Source organism: Microbacterium sp. JAI119 (assembly GCF_013410135.1).
GTDB lineage: Bacteria > Actinomycetota > Actinomycetes > Actinomycetales > Microbacteriaceae > Microbacterium > Microbacterium oxydans.
Window position 1 is genome coordinate 1,713,256 of record NZ_JACCCK010000001.1, and the last position, 15,620, is coordinate 1,728,875.

At 65.6% G+C, this 15,620-nt stretch carries 16 protein-coding genes; 10 read left to right on the top strand and 6 right to left on the bottom strand.

Translation table 11 applies throughout. The annotated features are described in order from the left end of the window. Positions 1-41: 41 nt before the first annotated feature. The gene (locus HDC31_RS08240) at positions 42-854 is read left to right on the top strand and encodes a GIY-YIG nuclease family protein (RefSeq protein ID WP_179516004.1); all 813 of its coding nucleotides are present in this window, start codon (positions 42-44) and stop codon (positions 852-854) included. 93 nt (positions 855-947) lie between these two features. After that, positions 948-1,298: a hypothetical protein gene (locus HDC31_RS08245; RefSeq protein ID WP_179516005.1), complete on the top strand. Its 351-nt coding sequence runs from the start codon at positions 948-950 to the stop codon at positions 1,296-1,298. Here HDC31_RS08245 and HDC31_RS08250 read toward each other — a convergent pair. Continuing rightward, entirely contained in the window at positions 1,295-1,633 is a 339-nt protein-coding gene (locus HDC31_RS08250) for a helix-turn-helix domain-containing protein (RefSeq protein ID WP_179516006.1), read from the bottom strand. The two genes, HDC31_RS08245 and HDC31_RS08250, sit on opposite strands and share 4 nt — an antisense overlap. A gap of 437 nt (positions 1,634-2,070) precedes the next feature. Here HDC31_RS08250 and HDC31_RS08255 point away from each other — a divergent pair, with 437 nt between their 5' ends. Both HDC31_RS08255 and HDC31_RS08260 read left to right on the top strand, forming a co-directional pair. Then, positions 2,071-2,961: a nucleotidyltransferase gene (locus tag HDC31_RS08255; protein WP_179516007.1), complete on the top strand. Its 891-nt coding sequence runs from the start codon at positions 2,071-2,073 to the stop codon at positions 2,959-2,961. Beyond that, entirely contained in the window at positions 2,961-3,578 is a 618-nt protein-coding gene (locus tag HDC31_RS08260; protein ID WP_179516008.1) for a hypothetical protein, read from the top strand. The genes HDC31_RS08255 and HDC31_RS08260 overlap by 1 nt, the downstream gene beginning before the upstream one ends. Before the next feature lie 55 nt (positions 3,579-3,633). Here the strand turns inward: HDC31_RS08260 and HDC31_RS08265 are convergent, their stop codons facing one another. Together HDC31_RS08265 and HDC31_RS08270 are read right to left on the bottom strand one after the other, a co-directional pair. Beyond that, on the bottom strand, positions 3,634-4,158 hold the full coding sequence (locus HDC31_RS08265) for a recombinase family protein (protein ID WP_179516092.1): 525 nt from the start codon (positions 4,156-4,158) through the stop codon (positions 3,634-3,636). 69 nt (positions 4,159-4,227) lie between these two features. Then, positions 4,228-4,668, bottom strand: coding sequence for a hypothetical protein (locus tag HDC31_RS08270; RefSeq protein WP_179516009.1), 441 nt, complete (start codon positions 4,666-4,668; stop codon positions 4,228-4,230). A gap of 125 nt (positions 4,669-4,793) precedes the next feature. Here HDC31_RS08270 and HDC31_RS08275 point away from each other — a divergent pair, with 125 nt between their 5' ends. Genes HDC31_RS08275 through HDC31_RS08285 form a run of 3 tightly spaced genes read left to right on the top strand, consistent with a single transcriptional unit; the run spans position 4,794 to position 10,268 of the window. After that, entirely contained in the window at positions 4,794-6,257 is a 1,464-nt protein-coding gene (locus HDC31_RS08275) for a DUF3375 domain-containing protein (protein ID WP_179516010.1), read from the top strand. After that, positions 6,250-6,912, top strand: a complete 663-nt coding sequence (locus HDC31_RS08280) for a DUF4194 domain-containing protein (RefSeq protein ID WP_061017608.1) — start codon at positions 6,250-6,252, stop codon at positions 6,910-6,912. The genes HDC31_RS08275 and HDC31_RS08280 overlap by 8 nt, the downstream gene beginning before the upstream one ends. After that, entirely contained in the window at positions 6,909-10,268 is a 3,360-nt protein-coding gene (locus HDC31_RS08285) for an ATP-binding protein (protein WP_113681891.1), read from the top strand. The genes HDC31_RS08280 and HDC31_RS08285 overlap by 4 nt, the downstream gene beginning before the upstream one ends. 33 nt (positions 10,269-10,301) lie before the next feature. Here the strand turns inward: HDC31_RS08285 and HDC31_RS08290 are convergent, their stop codons facing one another. Next, positions 10,302-11,078, bottom strand: a complete 777-nt coding sequence (locus HDC31_RS08290) for a hypothetical protein (RefSeq protein WP_141369864.1) — start codon at positions 11,076-11,078, stop codon at positions 10,302-10,304. A 44-nt stretch (positions 11,079-11,122) separates the two neighbouring features. Here HDC31_RS08290 and HDC31_RS08295 point away from each other — a divergent pair, with 44 nt between their 5' ends. From HDC31_RS08295 to HDC31_RS08305, 3 genes are all read left to right on the top strand, one after another. Next, positions 11,123-12,445: an MFS transporter gene (locus HDC31_RS08295; RefSeq protein WP_258546577.1), complete on the top strand. Its 1,323-nt coding sequence runs from the start codon at positions 11,123-11,125 to the stop codon at positions 12,443-12,445. Positions 12,446-12,454: 9 nt separating this feature from the next. After that, entirely contained in the window at positions 12,455-12,955 is a 501-nt protein-coding gene (locus HDC31_RS08300) for a hypothetical protein (RefSeq protein ID WP_113681893.1), read from the top strand. An 87-nt stretch (positions 12,956-13,042) separates the two neighbouring features. After that, entirely contained in the window at positions 13,043-14,056 is a 1,014-nt protein-coding gene (locus tag HDC31_RS08305; protein ID WP_113681894.1) for a DNA topoisomerase IB, read from the top strand. Here the strand turns inward: HDC31_RS08305 and HDC31_RS08310 are convergent. Continuing rightward, the gene (locus HDC31_RS08310; protein ID WP_258546578.1) at positions 14,022-15,029 is read right to left on the bottom strand and encodes a DUF3137 domain-containing protein; all 1,008 of its coding nucleotides are present in this window, start codon (positions 15,027-15,029) and stop codon (positions 14,022-14,024) included. The two genes, HDC31_RS08305 and HDC31_RS08310, sit on opposite strands and share 35 nt — an antisense overlap. Before the next feature lies 1 nt (position 15,030). Next, on the bottom strand, positions 15,031-15,528 hold the full coding sequence (locus tag HDC31_RS08315; RefSeq protein WP_058630576.1) for a hypothetical protein: 498 nt from the start codon (positions 15,526-15,528) through the stop codon (positions 15,031-15,033). Positions 15,529-15,620: the final 92 nt, after the last annotated feature.

The following is a 15,620-nucleotide window of genomic DNA, read 5'->3' on the forward strand; positions in this document are numbered from 1 at the left end:
CAAGCAGGGTGCATGAAAGCGCAAGAGGAGGAGTGCGTCGGATGGCATTGACGTTTGGCCCGATTCTGCATGATGCAGGAGTCGCTCCTTCAGAGGCGCTGGTAATCCGGCACGCGTATGTGCGTGAGCATGAGGGCAGCGGAATCTCAGGCATCCACGCGGACTCCACCGATGCGGAGATTCTCGAGTACACGAGGAACCAGTCGGCAAATCCACGGAACTTCCCGGCGATTCCGCCTCCCTATTGGGTCGTTTTCGTCAAAGAAGGCGGTGACCAATCCCGTCTGTGGTCCGTGATGGAGAATCGCGGAGAGCTTTCGAATGATGGGATGCGTCGAGTATTCGATCTCGTCGAGTCGGAGCACATGGCAGACCTTCGAAGACGGCTCGTGATCGGATGGAGCTCGCCCCGCAGATGGTGGATGTACGGCGCGACGGCCGTCACCTACCCGGTGATGGGCATTGCGGACGCAGAGCCTGTTCCGTTCCCGGGGTTCGACCAACTCGTCCTGGACTACGCGTCACTCCAGGCGGTGATGCGTGAGCACCGTTATGCCTCGTGGCGTACCGCGCTCTCCTCAGTAGTCGGTATCTACCTGATCACCGATACGCGCGATGGGCGCCACTATGTCGGCAAGGCCGATGGCGAGGAAAACATCCGCCAGCGCTGGAGTGTGTATGCGACGAGCGGACACGGCGGCAACGTCGAGCTGCGAGGACTCGATCCGTCGACCTTCCGCTATTCACTGTTGCGGGTGTTCGACCCGTCAACGCCGACCTCGGCGATCGATGTCTCGGAGAGCCACTTCAAGATAGCGCTCGACACTCGCCGGCACGGGTTGAATCGAAACTGACGTTCACCCACTCCTACCGCAAGGGGAAGCGGCCGCGACGCACCACCAACGCCGATCCGCTAGCATCTCGATACCACATCGAGGAGGTGCGGAATGGCCGAGCAGCAGCAATCAGATCACTCTGCGGATGGTCTTGCTACGTGTGTCGAAGGCTTGATTCCGTATGTATCAGAATTCATCGTGAACACATGGGACTGGCGTCCATGGATGACCGAGCCGCCCGCTGTTCCGCTTGCTGAGGGTGGGCCGACCGCCCGACCGCCGGGTTTCCTCTCTGACACCACATGGACGATCAGCTTTGAAGGCGCATACCCGTGGGCGATCGGTTTTACGCACGCGACGAACCACGAGGGCCCTCTCAAGCAGTACCTAGATGAGCAGAACTTGGTTGTCGACTGTGAAGCAGGGTACGCAATCAGCGTGACTGGTGGGGCCAACCGCTAGCGCTTTCTCCGAGCTCTCGGCCGCAACGGTACGCCGGTGCGATGCAACGCGCGCAGTACTGCTCCGTGCGACAGGCCGAACATTGCCTCGATTTCCCGCATGGTCGCTCCGGCCTGGTACTCCGTCGCCATGCGTCGTGCTTCCGCGTCGGTCACCTTCCGCTTCCTGACCACGACGTTGTTCTCGCGGAGCAGCCTGATGAGCGCCGATGCGGCGACGCCAAGTGTTTCGGCCAGTGACCGGGCGCTCTCACCTTCCTCGTATCGCCGAACGATGTCTGCCACGGTTTCCGGGGAGAGCCGCACCGACAGCGCCTGGGCGCGGTACGACGGCATTGTGCTCGAACCATCGTCGCGGTTGCCGGGGAGGCCAACTTCCGCAGCTCACCAGGGGTAAACGGCAGGTTCCAATGGTTCGAACAGAGGTCGTTTACGTCAGCCAAGCATAAGCGTCATGCTGAAAAATAACCTCCAACCGGGGGTTATTTTGATTGATGGGGTCTTTGCTGATCGCGCAGCGGTTTGTCCCGTTTTGCCGTCTGACCGGGGTTAAAGCGCCCGTTAGAAGGGTTTGAGTCCAGCTAAGTGTCTGGCCACCGGTACATACTTTCGGCCTGCGATTCACCCCTGTCGGATGTACCGATAGGTTGTGATCGCTGTCGTGTGCCGCGGGTAGTGTCGGCGCTCGACGCGATACTGGACGAGCGCGGTTGAGCCGACATCAGTTGACCGATGCGCCAGAGAAGCTCATGATGCGCCCAAAGGAGAGATGCATGGTTACAGAAGATCAACTTGCTGGCTGGACGGGGCCGTCCAGCGCCACGGAGCAGGAGAAGCAGCAACTTACCGAACGAATGATCAAAGAGGCCATCGCCGCCCATGCCGCGTTCGATGGGGTCAGTCTTTCTATCTATGCCAAAGGCTCTTACGCCAACAACACCAACGTGAAGACCGACAGTGATGTCGATATCGTCGTTGAGTGTCGCGAGGTCGAGTACTGGGAAGAGTTCAATCCCGCCGAGGGTGGACATCCCGCCGGGTCTCCATATGAGGGGGAGTGGACACCGGAGCGTCTGCGATCGGAGGTGAAGGCTGCGCTTGAAGCCAAGTTCCCGACAGGGTCTGTCACCCCGGGCACGACCGCGTTCGAAGTTGAGGCGACGTCGTCTCGTGTGAACGCGGATGTCGTACCCTGCTTCACCTACCGCATGTACTTCCCGGACGGAAGCTACCGAGAAGGAACCAAGCTCTTCAAGTCCACGAGTGGCTCGATCGAGAACTACCCGAAGTTGCAACTGGAGAACGGGCGCGCAAAGAACAACCGAACGAACGGTGCTTACAAGAAGACCGTGCGTATCCTCAAGCGACTTGAGAACGTTCTCGTAGATGCCGGCCTCAGCGAAGAGGTGCCCTCATACCTCATGGAGTGCTTGATCTATAACTGCCCCGACGATAATTTCAACCGCGCGACGTGGCGAAGTGTGATGCAGGGCTGTCTCGCAGATATCTTCAACTACACGAACCGGGCGGAACCCGCGGAGAACGACGATCGTTGGCTCGAAGCAAACGGCGCGAAGTTTCTCTTCTACCCAGCGCAGAAGTGGACCCGTGAGCAAGTCCATGCGTTTGCCAGCGCTGCGTGGGACTACATGGAGTTCGAATGATGGTTGGCAAGACCCTGCTCACCGCGATCGCCATCATCATCTCGGCGGTGTTCGTCGTCGGCGCATGGATCACGACCGGCACGCCAAACATCGAATTCCTGCGCTTCTTCTCGGTAGCAGTTTTGCTCTGCTCGGTTTTGCTGTTTCTGTGGGACCAGTGGGCCTGGAAACTGCGTCCGTTCCAGCTCCTTACCAGTGTCCCTCGTGACGTCAGTGGGACCTGGGAGACGACTCTCGAGTCGCTCTGGATTGATCCGAGGACGAAGAAGTCGCCGGCGCCCAAGACGGTCTACCTCGTCATTCGACAGACCAGCTCGAGCGCATCCGTCACGTTGATCTCGAACGAGTCCAGATCCAAGTCGTCCATTGCCCGTGTTATCAAGGAGGACGGATCCTGGCTGATTCACTACATCTACACGAATGAACCGCAGGTCGACCTTCGCGCCCACAGTCCGATTCATCATGGATCCGGTGTCTTAGCGATCGTTGGAAGCCCGGCGCAGCGGATCGCTGGAAGCTACTGGACGGACCGTGACTCGAAGGGCAAGCTGACGCTGACGCGGAGATCAAAGTCGCAGGCGGAGGACTTCGAAGGCGGCGTTCACCTCTTCGAGTAGGTACCACTGTAGCGGCGGGTAGCGTGCACTTCGTCAAGTCGATCTCGCCGCAACGCTATCGACAAAAGTATGCACCAAAGTCCTTTCGGACATTCAGGTAGCCGAGCTTCGCTCGCCCGACCGTGCCGCCCTGCTTGACCTTGTGCTCCATCTTCAACGCAACGTCCTCACCGTTCATCCGCACCTGGACCTCGTTCATGATGTCCGTGATCGCCTCCATGGCATCCGCCATGTAGCCCTCGCCAAACTCCTCTTTGGCGGAGACGAGCCTTACGCCCTTCTCGAGGAGCGCCCGCTTCGTTATCGCAGCATCAGTGAAGTTGCGAAAGGCTCGCGAACGCATGTAGATCACGACGTACTTCACGTCCGGGTTGTCTTGGACGTACTGCAGTAGCTTTTGCAGCTCCGGCCGCTTGGCGATCGACTGCGCCGACTGGCCAGGCTCGACGAACTCACGAGCGAGTGAGGCGCCGAGCTCTCGAACCTTGCGGAGCGTCTCGATGCGCTGCGTGGCAATACTGTTGCCGTCCACATCGACGTCTGAATCCGTATGAAGTTGCTTCGGAGTCGAGACCCGCAGTAGCTAACGGCAAGTGCGCCGCGATCATCGTCCGATGCTGAGCGTCCGATCGATCTCATCTGCGCCTGACTATGAACCGACCGTCACGCGACGTCGAGACTTACCTCTTGGTGCTTTCGCTCGCATCTCCACGCCAGCACGGTGCAGAGCCCGAAGCACCGCGCCATGCGACAGGTTGAAGGACTTCTCCAGCTCGGCGATCGTGTTGCCTGCTTCGTACGCGCGAGCCAGTGCCAGTTCGTCTTCGGCACTGACCTTTCGTTTCTGGATTGTGACGCCCTCCTCGCGCAGCATCCTCGTCAGTGCTGAGTTCGCCACGCCGAGCTCCAGCGCGAGTGATCGCGCGCTTTCGCCTGAGTTCGCGCGACGGACCATCTCGTTCACCTTTTCGGCTCCGAGCCGCTTCGAAAGCTCATGGGCTCGGTACGAAACGGGCGTGCTCAAACCACCGCCTCTGTCGCCAGGAACCGCGAGTTTCCGCAGTTCATCAGGGGTGAAAGGCAGATCCAAAGGGTTTGAGTAGACACTCAGAATGTCAGCAAGATGAAAACCCCCGCTCAGGCGGGGGTTTCTTCGTTTCCGAGACCATCGCGTCGCGTCGAGGTACGACGAGGGCGCCGACTATTCTGGAAGGTGTGACAGGCACTCGAGTGGAAGCGGCATTCTCCCGCGCCGTCACCGCCTTCAGTACTCCGACTCTCGACCTGCTGCACGGCCGTTTCGCCCCCTTCGTCGTGGCGTCGCTGTCTCTTCTGTTCACGGCGGACCGGGTCTCCATCCCGATCGCCGACGCCCAGGCCGAGCTCGCGGAGATCCTCGATGAACTCAGGGATGCGGGCGACGATGACGACGATCGCCGGGTCCCTTCGGGGACCGGCCGCGATGTCGCGAGGAACTGGGTCCGCCTGGGCTGGTTGGTGCAGCAGATCGACGAGGACGTCGAGGTGTATCGACTCTCCGCGCACGCTGTCGAGGCTCTGGAAATCGCGGGGCGCACGGGCGGCGGGCGCACGCGCGTATCCAACTCCCGAGTGCGCACGCTCCTCGAGGCCGTGGAGCATCTGGCCGACAGCGCCGAGGCAGACCCCGTTCGTCGACTCGCCCGCCTCCGGGAGGAGCGCGCCGCACTCGATGCCGAGATCGATGAGATCGAGGAGTCGGGCAGAGCCGATCCACTCGATGATGAAGAGCTCTTCGAGGAAGCGGAGAACGTGCTGCATCTGGCGCGCGAGCTTCCCGCCGACTTCACCCGGGTCGCCGAATCCCTCAAACTCATGCAGCGCGACGTCGTCGCCCATCTGCGCCGTGATGAGCGGCCGACGGGTGAGGTGCTGCGCGAGTACCTGCAGCGTGCGCAGGATGTCATGAACTCGACGCCGGAAGGACGCGCCTTCGCCGGCGCTCTCAAGCTGATCGGCGATCCGGAGCGCATCGATGCCCTCACCGACCAACTGCACGGTCTGCTCCGACAGCCGTTCGCCCGGATGCTCGACAGCACGCAGCGGGCCGAGCTCGACGCGATCGGACGCCGCGTGGAGCTCGGGGTCGAGGAGGTGCTGGCTGCGCAACGTCGAGCCTCGCACGTCATCACCGGCCAGGTGAAGACACACGATCCGCTGCGGGACCGTCAGATCGACGACCTGCTGCGTGACGTCATCGCCGCGCTGCACGTGTGGGACGGGACGGGGGCGAGTGACGCACCGGTGCGCAGTCTTCCGCTCGCCGACCTGGGGCACCTCAGGCAGACCGTGAGCAGCATCCGTCCACCCGCGGTCCCCGCCCCTCTGGCCGACGCCGGGGACGTCGAGTTCGCCGACGTCGACTCCCGCGCGTGGGGTGGTCCGAGGTATGCGGAGCTCGAGCAGTACGTCGCGGGGCTCGGACCCGAGTTCGATCTCGCCGCCGCATTCGCCGAGAGCGACGACGACACCCGGCGCCCTGTCGACCTCGTCGGACTGCTCGAGATCGCCCACCGCAACGGCATGACCGAGAGCGAGACGGTGTCGGTGGTCGAAGCTCTGCGCCCCGACGGCTCGACGCGACGCTTCGCGTTCGGTGCCGTCACGGCGCGCAACACGAAGGAAGACGCACATGCCTGAAGAGAGCCCCGCGCCGGAAGCAGCGGTCGATGACCCGTTCATCGCTCCCGTCCCCATGGAAGAAGACATCGAGGAGCATTTCGCCGGCGACCGCGGCACCCTCGATCCGGAGATCCGCCGTCTGCTCGCCCACGTCCTTCAGCGGCGCTTCATCGCCGCGGAGCGCAACCGCAAGGAGTGGACGCTGCTGCTCGATCATCAGCACGTGATCGAGTCGCGTCTGAACGACCTGTACCTCCGACTTGTCGTCGACCACGGTCGCGGTTTCGCCTACAAGCAGCAGCTGCGCTCCGATGAGATCGACATGCCTGTGTTGCTGAAGGACTCCCCGTACACACGTGCGGAGACGCTCGTGCTCGTGCATCTGCGCACCGTCTACCAGCGGGAGTCCGCGGCCGGAGAGTCGTCGGTGCGCATCGACATCGAGGATCTCGAGCAGACCGTGCTGAGCTACTTCACCGATGTCGATGGCGGAACGGCACGGCAGCAGAAGGCGATCAGGAACGCGATGGACAGACTGGATCGCGAGGGGATCGTGCAGGAGGAGACCAGCGGGCGCTATCGGATCACGGCGCTCGTCGAGGTCGTCCTCAGCGCCGAGACCCTGAAGGAACTCCGCGACTGGCTGCGGTCGCAGGAAGCGGTGCAACGATGACGATGGTCGACACGCTCTTCGGGCTCATCCCCGCCGGCTCGCGGGGACAGCAGTGGATCGCGGACGAGCTGCAGCTGATCAACTGGGGTGGATACGACGGGGGCCCGCACCGGGTGCGCTTCTCGCCGAACGCCACGCTGCTGTGCGGCGGCTCCGGCTCCGGCAAGTCGACGCTGATGGACGCGTACATCGCGCTGATGATGCCTCACACGACGCCGTTCAACGGTGCGTCGAACGGCGGAGTGACCGGCCGACCGCGCGGCGAGGAGCAGCGGAACATCCTCTCGTACGGGCGAGGGAAGATCGACGAATCCCGCACGGAGGACGGCACCAAGCTGCGAGTCCTCCGCGGCGACGGCGAAGACACGTGGAGTGCCATCGCGACGACCTGGCTCGACCACGACGGGTCGCGGTTCACCGCTGTGCGGGCCTGGTACATCCCGGCGGATGCCCGCGTGCTGGAGGACACGACCCGGGTTCGGGCGACCGTGAACGGGGCGTTCGACCTGGCACAGCTGGAGAAGGCCGCGACGCAGCGGCTCTCCGATGCGTCGGTGCGGGCAGCGGGACTGGAGACGCTGGCGACGGACCGGGAGTTCTCTGCCCGGCTGCAGGCGGTGCTCGGGATCGGGGCGGCCGGGTCCGGGGCGAAGGCGATCAGCCTGCTGGCCAGGATCCAAGCGGGGCAGCAGATCACCACGGTCGACGATCTGTACAAGAAGCTCGTGCTGGAAGAGCCGGAGACGATGGCCACAGCGGATGCCGTCGTGGCGCACTTCGATGAGTTGGAGAGCACGCGCACCCGGATGCTGACGGCGAAGCAGCAGGTCAGCGCACTCGAACCCATCCGCGGAATCAAGGAGCGCATCGCGGCTTCAGCCGAACGGGTGCGGATCATCGACGAAGTCGGAGTCTTCACCGATCCGTCGTCCCTCGCCGCGCTCTGGAACGCTCAGCGCCGCCTGGATCTGCTGCGCGAGGTCGAGGTCGAGCTGGGGGACCGCTCCCGCGCCCTCAGCCTCGCTGTGCGGGAGAAGCGCGCCCTCGTCGACGCCGCCGATGCCGAGCGGGAGGGTCTGCTCGATGTCCTGCGGCAGTCCGGCGGTGACCGCCTCGAGACAGCGCAACGGGAGCTCCGCGTCGCCGAACGTCGCCTGGACGACGTGCGGCGGGAACGCGCGAAGTTCGACGCCATCGTGCGGGATCTCGGTGCGGAAGTGGAGAACGCCGCCCAGTTCGAGGCCCTCGTGGCCGACAGTCGGGGGTCATCGCCGAGATCGGGGATCCGGGACGCGCGCGCGGCCTTCGCCGACGCCGAGACCGCCCGCAGGACGACCGAGCTCGAGATCTCACGACTGCGTCAGGAGCGCGAGCGCACCGGTCTGGTGCGCGGCAGCATTCCCTCCCACCTCGACGAGTCCCGCGCCATGCTCGCGGAGGCGGCTGGTCTCGACCCTTCGGAGCTTCCCTTCGTGGGAGAGCTCATCGAGGTGCGGACGGAGTTCGAGCCGTGGCGCGAGGCCTTCAACCTCGCCCTCGGCGGCTTCGCCAGGACGCTCCTCGTCGACGCGGAGAAGCTGTCGTCCTTCCGGGCGGCGATCAACTCCACGCGCACCCCGGAGCGCCTGAACTACGAGGGCGTCCCCACCGGACTCCTCGAGGTGCGCAACGCCGATCCGCAGACCCTCCCCGGGAGGCTCGACTACCTGCCGACCCCCTTCACCGGGTGGCTCCAGCAGCGGCTGCAGGACCGGTTCGGATACGTGTGCGTCGACTCATCGTCCCCGTTGGACGCCCATCAGAAGGCGCTCACCATCAACGGCCAGGTGTCGCAGGGCAGCAGGGGAGCCCACGGCGGTCAGGGACGCGCCAACGTGCTCGGCTTCACCAACGACCGTCGGCTTCGCGAGATCGATGACCAGCTGCGGCTGCTGACCGATCGTCACGACGGCTACGCATCGGCGGCGCAGGACGCCGAAGCCGCCCTCGACCGCATCGAGGCACGATCGACCGCATTCGCGAAGATCGAGGACCTCACGTGGGAGCAGATCGATGTCGATGCGGTCGAGGCCGAACGGGAACGTTGGCTCGCCGTCGAAGCGGAGGTCACGACAGCCAGCCCCGAGATCGCGCAGCTCAAGCGTCAGGCGGAGGATCTGCGGTCCCGCGCGAGCACGCTCCGGGACGAGGAGGCGCGCCTCAGCAACGAACTCGCCCAGACCCAGGAGCACTGGGGACAGGTCACCGACGACGTCGACGCCTGTCAGAGAGTGATCGATTCCGCGGCAGCCACGGACCTCTCGCTCGGCGAGACACATGCGTCGTTCCTGGACGGCCGGTTCCTGCACGCCGAGAGCGGGGCGAGCGTAACCGCGTCGGAGCGGCTCACACACCTGGACACCGCGCTCAGGACCGCCGCTCAGCGCCTGCACGAGGACCGTCGTGAGGCCGCGGAGGCCCACGAGCAGCAGCGCGAGAGCATGCGGCGACTGATGACGGGGTTCCTCGAGCGCTGGGACAACCTCACGATCCTGCCGGACCCCGACGAGTCCGTCGGTGAGTTCGAGAGCATTCTGGAGGCGTTGCAGACCAACGGGCTCCACGAGCTGGAGACCGAGTGGCGTGACAGTCTGCTCAAGCTCTCGGGAAACGACCTGACGAGCCTCGACTCGACTCTCAGCCGGTCGCTCCGCGAGATCAAGGATCGCATCGACCCGATCAACCGCATCATGGAGGAGCTGCCGTTCTACGACGACGACCATCGTCTGCAGATCACCCCGCGCGAGAATCAGAGCGAGGCACGCAAGCGGTTCCGCCGCGAGCTCCGCGAGGTGCGGGGACTGATCGACGCTGCCGAGACCGACGCCGAGCGCGAGGCCGTGTACCGCAAGATGAGCCGTCTGATCGGACGGATGCGCCGTACGGCCCCCGACTTCGCCGAGCTCATCGACGTGCGCAACCACGTGCGCGTGAGTGCCGAGCGGGTCACAGCGACGACGCGGGAGCATGTCGCGCTCTACGACCACATCGGCGAGAAGTCCGGAGGGGAGTCGCAGGAGCTCGTCGCGTTCATCGTGGGAGCAGCGCTGCGTTACCAGCTCGGAGATGCGGGCGCTGCCCGGCCGCGCTACGCCCCCGTCTTCATGGACGAAGCGCTCATCAAGGCGGATGCCCACTTCACGAAGCGCGCGATCGGCGCATGGCGTGGACTCGGCTTCCAGCTCGTGATCGGCGCGCCGAACGACAAGTACAGTGCGATCGAGCCGCACGTCGACGTCGAGTACGACATCCTCAAGGACACCCGCGGGCGCTCCTGGGCGAAGGCGAAGGTGGGTCTGCCGGACGCGGCGATCTGAGCGCGGCGGTGCGGGGCAGGAGGGTCCGCCTGCCTACTCGCACTCGCCGAGGAAGCCGAGGTAGCACACGGCTTCGTGGGTGACAGCCGCCTCGTAGTCGTTGTTGGACACCTGCCGCGTCGCGATCTCCGGGGTGCGCGTGAGGTGCCCGAAGTCGCCGAGCGAGGCCACGACCGATCCCTCCGAGTCCTCGGCGCGCATACGGTCGATCTCGGCACGATGCTGTCCGCAGAGGGTAGCCGCGGCGGGGACCAGCTCGACCCCGGCGCAGGCTCCGGCGTACTGGGCCTCCATCGCGTTGATGCAGTCGGTCCAGTCCTGATCGACGGCGCACGGGCTCACACCGTCGTCGGCCACGAGGTAGAGGCCGGTCTCGTACTCCTCGCTGTGGAAGGTCTCGGGCTTCTCCGGCGAATCCACCTTCGTCCAGTGCCGGGCGGTGGTGAGGGCGACGACCACGACGATGAGGGCGATGAGCAGGAGTGCGCCGATCACCGACAGCGTCACCCAGAGCCCGACCCGGCTCTTCTTCTCCGGCCCGACGCCTGGCGTGACATGCGGTCCCGCGGCAGGCGGAGTGCCGCCATAGGCCGGGGGAGCGGCAGCGAAGGCGGCGGCGTGCACCAAGTCGTGGGTGCCGAGCGGCGCGGCCTGCGCTGTCACGGCCAGCCAGTACTCGTACCAGCTCAGGGTCGCCTGCGCGTCGGCGGCCACCTGCTGCGCCTCCGCATCCGTGAGGGGGAGGCCAAGGCCCGGCCGGGCACCGGGGTCCTGCAGCGAGGTGCGGAATTCGTCGAGAGACAGCGCCATGCTGGCGATGATGGCAGAAACCACGCTCGGCGGACAATCCGCTCGTGGATCGCGATGTCCCCGGCATCCGGAAGAATGTCGAGGTGATCGGTATGAGGAGCTTCTGGAATGCCCTGCCAACGGAGGGGCGCTGGCTGCTGTCGACGGTCGCGATCCAGACACTCGGACGCGGCATGACGCTCCCGTTCACGATCATCTACTTCCACGAGGTCCGTGGGTTCGACCTCGGGGTCTCCGGCGCTCTCATGAGCCTCATCGCGATCACCGGACTCGTGGTGACGGGCCCGGGAGGAACACTGATCGATCGGTTCGGTGCACGCCGGGTGCTGATCGTCGGGCTGCTGTCGATGATCGTGGGGTGCGCGCTTCTGGCATTCGCCACGCACCCTGTCGTCGCCGCGATCGCCGTCATGCTGATCGGCGTGAACTTCGGTGTGTCGTGGCCGGGCTTCAACGCGCTGATCGCGTCGGTGGTGGAGGGCGAGGTGCGCCAGCAGTACTTCGGCGTCAACTTCGCTCTCGTCAACCTCGGCATCGGGGTCGGCGGAGTGATCGGAGGCTTCTTCGTCGACGTCAGCGACCCCGCGACGTTCACCACGATCTTCCTCGTCGACGCCGCGAGCAGCCTCGTTCCCCTCGCCCTGCTCCTGGGCCCGCTCCGACGTGTGCGCACTCAGCATGAGGCCGAAGAAGACGCACCGCCTGCCGGTGGATATCGCGAGATCCTGCGTCGCCCCGCCGTGCTCTGGCTGACGCTGCTCACGTTCCTCTCGGTGTTCATCGGCTACGGGCAGATGGAGGCGGGCTTCCCTGCCTTCGCCCGACAGGTGTCGGAGGTCTCGACGCAGGTGGTCGGCATCTCGTTCGCCGTCAACACCGCGGTGATCGTGCTGCTGCAGTTCGCCGTCCTCAGACTCATCTCCGGCAAGCGTCGTACGCGGGTGATGCAGGTGATGGCACTCAGCTGGGCGCTGTCATGGGTGCTCCTTGGGGCGACCGGATTCCTGCCTGGCACCCTCGCCGCGGCGATCGGCGTGATCGCCTACATGGGTGTCTTCGCCTTCGGCGAGACGATGCTCCAGCCGACGGTTCCCGCGATCTACAACGATCTGGCTACCGATCGCACGCGCGGTCGGTACAACGCCATCAACTCGGCCGCGTTCCAGGGAGGGGCGATCCTCGGGCCGCTCGTCGCGGGTGTGATGCTCGGAGGAGGACTCGATGCCGGATTCATCGGCGTCATGATCGCGGGCAGTCTCGCCGTCGGAGTGCTGGCGATCGTCCTCGAGCGGGTCGTCTCCCCGACCGCCAACGGCGTCGCCGGCATCCATCGAACGGACGAGGCGGACCGGCTCCCGACCCAATAGGCTCCGAGCATGGCTCTGGAGTCCCTCTTCCTCCGACTGGATCGGATCGCCGGTGGGCGGCAGGCCGGCATCGCCATCAGCGAGACCGACCGCACGCATCCCAAGACGGTGCGTGCGTTCACCTGGATCATCTGGCTCCTCATCGTCGAGCTCGTCATCGGCGTCGGGGCCGTCGTCGTCGCGCTGGTGCTCGCGGTCGACGGCGAGTCGGTCTCGTTCGCCGTCTGGATGCGCACGCTCGTGGTGCTCGCGATGACGGCGACGCTGTTCTACTTCGCCTGGCGTGCACAGCGTGGCTGGCGGTGGGCGTATCAGCGCCTTCGTCCGTTCGCGCAGATCTTCCCCGTCATCACGCTCGTCATGGCGGCGATCCCCGGGCTCTACCCGCTCTGGATGGTGTCGGAGCAGATCGTCTTCAGCCTGATCATGATCGGCATCGCCGACTTCCTCACCAGCGACCACATGCGCAGCGCCTTCGCGGCGCCGCGCGCGGAAGCCGGGACCGAATAGCACGGGGGCAGGGTACAGCGCCACTCCCTTCCACGGATCCGTGCCACGGGGCATCCTCGAGCGCAGGCAGTCGAGGAAGGGCTCACGATGGCGAAACTCATCCGGGTTGTCCCCGGGCAGGATCCGGGGTTCCGGCGCGTGCGATCGGGATCGGGGTTCCGGTACGTCGATCCGGCAGGGAACACGGCGCCCGAGGCCGATCGCGAGCGGATCAACGACCTCGTCATCCCACCCGCATGGCGGGATGTGTGGATCGCCGCGGACCCGCTCGCTCACATTCAGGCGGTGGGCGTGGACGGCGCCGACCGCAAGCAGTACCTGTACCACCCCCTGTGGCGGGTGAGCCGAGATCGCAAGAAGTTCGTGCGCGCCCTCGATCTGGCCGCCGCGCTGCCGCGCGCGAGAGCGCAGGTGACCCGGGCGTTGGCCCAGCAGGGGCAGACGAAGGAGCGCGCCCTCGCCATCGCCTTCCGCCTTCTCGACGACGCAGCCCTCCGTATCGGGTCGGAGCGTTACCTGGTGCGACACGGCAGCCGCGGTCTCACGACACTGCGACGAAGAGATGTGCGTGTGGCGGGGAGTGATGTCGCATTGTCGTTCCCCGCCAAGAGCGGCCGCACGGCGTCGATCGAGATCACGGATGAATCCCTGGCCGATGCCCTGACCGACTTCGCCGCGGGCAAGTCGGGCGCTTTCCTGCTCGCGTACCGCCGAGGCCGGCGTCGCGTGCGTCTCACGCCCGCAGAGGTCAACGCCTATCTCCGGGAGGTCACGGGGGAGTCCTTCACGGCGAAGGACTTCCGCACGCTGCACGGCACGATCATCGCCGCGGACGCCCTCGCCCGGATCGGCGAGCTCGACAGCCGGAACCACCGGAGTCAGGCAGAGCGCCTTGCCGTGCAGGCGGCGGCGACGGCGCTCGGCAACACGACCGCGGTGGCACGAGCGAGCTACATCGATCCTCGGGTCTTCAGCCAATACGGACGCGGACGGACGCTCGACCTCTCCGTGACGCCTGAGAGCGCCATCAGGAGACTCCTCGGTGGTCCGGAGATCTCGAGGAAGGTCACCCGGCGATCCGGAGCCAGACGACGGCGATGAGCATCGGCACGAGGGGCGTGGCCACGGCTGCGATCACGGGCCACCACCGGGTACGCGTGTCGACGTGGCGTGCGCGACCGGCGAGCGTGTCGCCGTCACGCCGGTAGGTCCCCGGATCGAGAGGCGTCGCGGCCTCGTCGCGGTACAGCAGGGTTCGTCGCCCGACGCGATCGTGAAGCGCCGCGATCACGGTGAGGAAGCGCCGCAGTTCCTCCCCATCGGTCAGATCGACGGCGGGGAAGTAGACATACAACGTGCTGTCCACGATCTCCAGGTCGAGGTCGGCGCTCTCGTCGACGAGGATCGCCATGAGGTCGGGGGTGAGCACATAGAGCGCGTCCGTCTCGTATCCCGGCGGCACTGATACGTCGAACACGTCGCTGAAGTCCCCCTCGAGCCGGATGCGGGTTCGGCCGGTCGGACGCCGAGGGAGCACGCTGAGCGCCCCGCCACCGCGCCGCGACCGGAGCATGATCCTCGGAGCCTCGGACGGCAGCGGGATGCGGACAGCGCGCACGGTGTGCATCGTCGCGCCCTCTCCATCGCCGACCACGAAGGTGCGTTCGACGCTGTCGAAGGGGACGGCGCTGTGTCGGGCGTCCAGGTGGTCCTGCGCGGTGCGGTCGCCGCGATCGACCTGCTCGTCGATGGAGCCGCCCCACGGGTGGTCGCCGATGTCAGCGCGATACCGCCAGCCCAAAGCCGCGGCGATCTCGGCGAGGGCGGTGCGCCGTCGACGATGCCGACTGATGGACATCGTCGACCACGCGACGAGTGCGGCGCCGAGCAGCATCGTCGCGACCTGGGCGTACACGAGCGTCGTCCCGGACAGCGCGAATCCGACCGGCAGGAGATAGAAAGCCAGGGCTCCGGCGATGACGAGCGTTGCGACCGACGACGCGACCAGTGTCAGGCTGCCCCATCCGCGAGCCGTCGCGAGTGGGGCGGCCCGACCGGCCGAGAAGGGTGCCACGTCAGGGCTTGTACACGATGGCGATGTTCAGCTGTCCGCCCTCGCGCGCCCAGGCGAGCCACCGGGGCTCGCCCGGACCGGTGAGCCGCTGGATCGGCACGACGTGGATGCCCTGATCGAGGCGGCTGAGCTCGCGGAACTCGGGCTTCTTGGAGATCCAGATGGTGCCGCCGCCGTCCCACGGCTCCAGGCAGGTGTACACGTATCCGTGTGCACGCAGATTGACGCGGTCGACGAGCGCCTCGGCCTGCTGCTTCAGCTCGTCGAGGACCTCGGTCGGGATGGCCCCTTCGAGCGTGAAGGCGGCGACGTCGTAGACGTTCCCCTCGCCGAAGTCCCTTGTGGCGAGCAGCGCCAGCTCGGTGACGCCCTTGTCGGCGGTGCGGGTCCACAGGGCATGCGAGTTCTTGGCGCGCTTGTTCATCAGGAACCCGCCGAAATTCAGCTTCTGGTACGAGAAGTCGTCGAGCTTGGCCGCGATCTCTGCACGTGTCGTCATGGGGATTCTCTCCTCTTCCGGGAGGTCGGGTGGCCTCTCCGTCGAGAGAGCCTAGGTGTGCGCTGGGCGGGCCCGTCGGAGTCCGAACGAGC

Excerpts from the sequence above, each read along its gene's own strand:
- HDC31_RS08240 (WP_179516004.1), top strand. The coding sequence starts at position 42 with ATGGCATTGACGTTTGGCCCGATTCTGCATGATGCAGGAGTCGCTCCT.
- HDC31_RS08245 (WP_179516005.1), top strand. The coding sequence starts at position 948 with ATGGCCGAGCAGCAGCAATCAGATCACTCTGCGGATGGTCTTGCTACG.
- HDC31_RS08250 (WP_179516006.1), bottom strand. The coding sequence starts at position 1,633 with ATGCCGTCGTACCGCGCCCAGGCGCTGTCGGTGCGGCTCTCCCCGGAA.
- HDC31_RS08255 (WP_179516007.1), top strand. The coding sequence starts at position 2,071 with ATGGTTACAGAAGATCAACTTGCTGGCTGGACGGGGCCGTCCAGCGCC.
- HDC31_RS08260 (WP_179516008.1), top strand. The coding sequence starts at position 2,961 with ATGGTTGGCAAGACCCTGCTCACCGCGATCGCCATCATCATCTCGGCG.
- HDC31_RS08280 (WP_061017608.1), top strand. The coding sequence starts at position 6,250 with ATGCCTGAAGAGAGCCCCGCGCCGGAAGCAGCGGTCGATGACCCGTTC.
- HDC31_RS08285 (WP_113681891.1), top strand. The coding sequence starts at position 6,909 with ATGACGATGGTCGACACGCTCTTCGGGCTCATCCCCGCCGGCTCGCGG.
- HDC31_RS08290 (WP_141369864.1), bottom strand. The coding sequence starts at position 11,078 with ATGGCGCTGTCTCTCGACGAATTCCGCACCTCGCTGCAGGACCCCGGT.
- HDC31_RS08300 (WP_113681893.1), top strand. The coding sequence starts at position 12,455 with ATGGCTCTGGAGTCCCTCTTCCTCCGACTGGATCGGATCGCCGGTGGG.
- HDC31_RS08305 (WP_113681894.1), top strand. The coding sequence starts at position 13,043 with ATGGCGAAACTCATCCGGGTTGTCCCCGGGCAGGATCCGGGGTTCCGG.
- HDC31_RS08315 (WP_058630576.1), bottom strand. The coding sequence starts at position 15,528 with ATGACGACACGTGCAGAGATCGCGGCCAAGCTCGACGACTTCTCGTAC.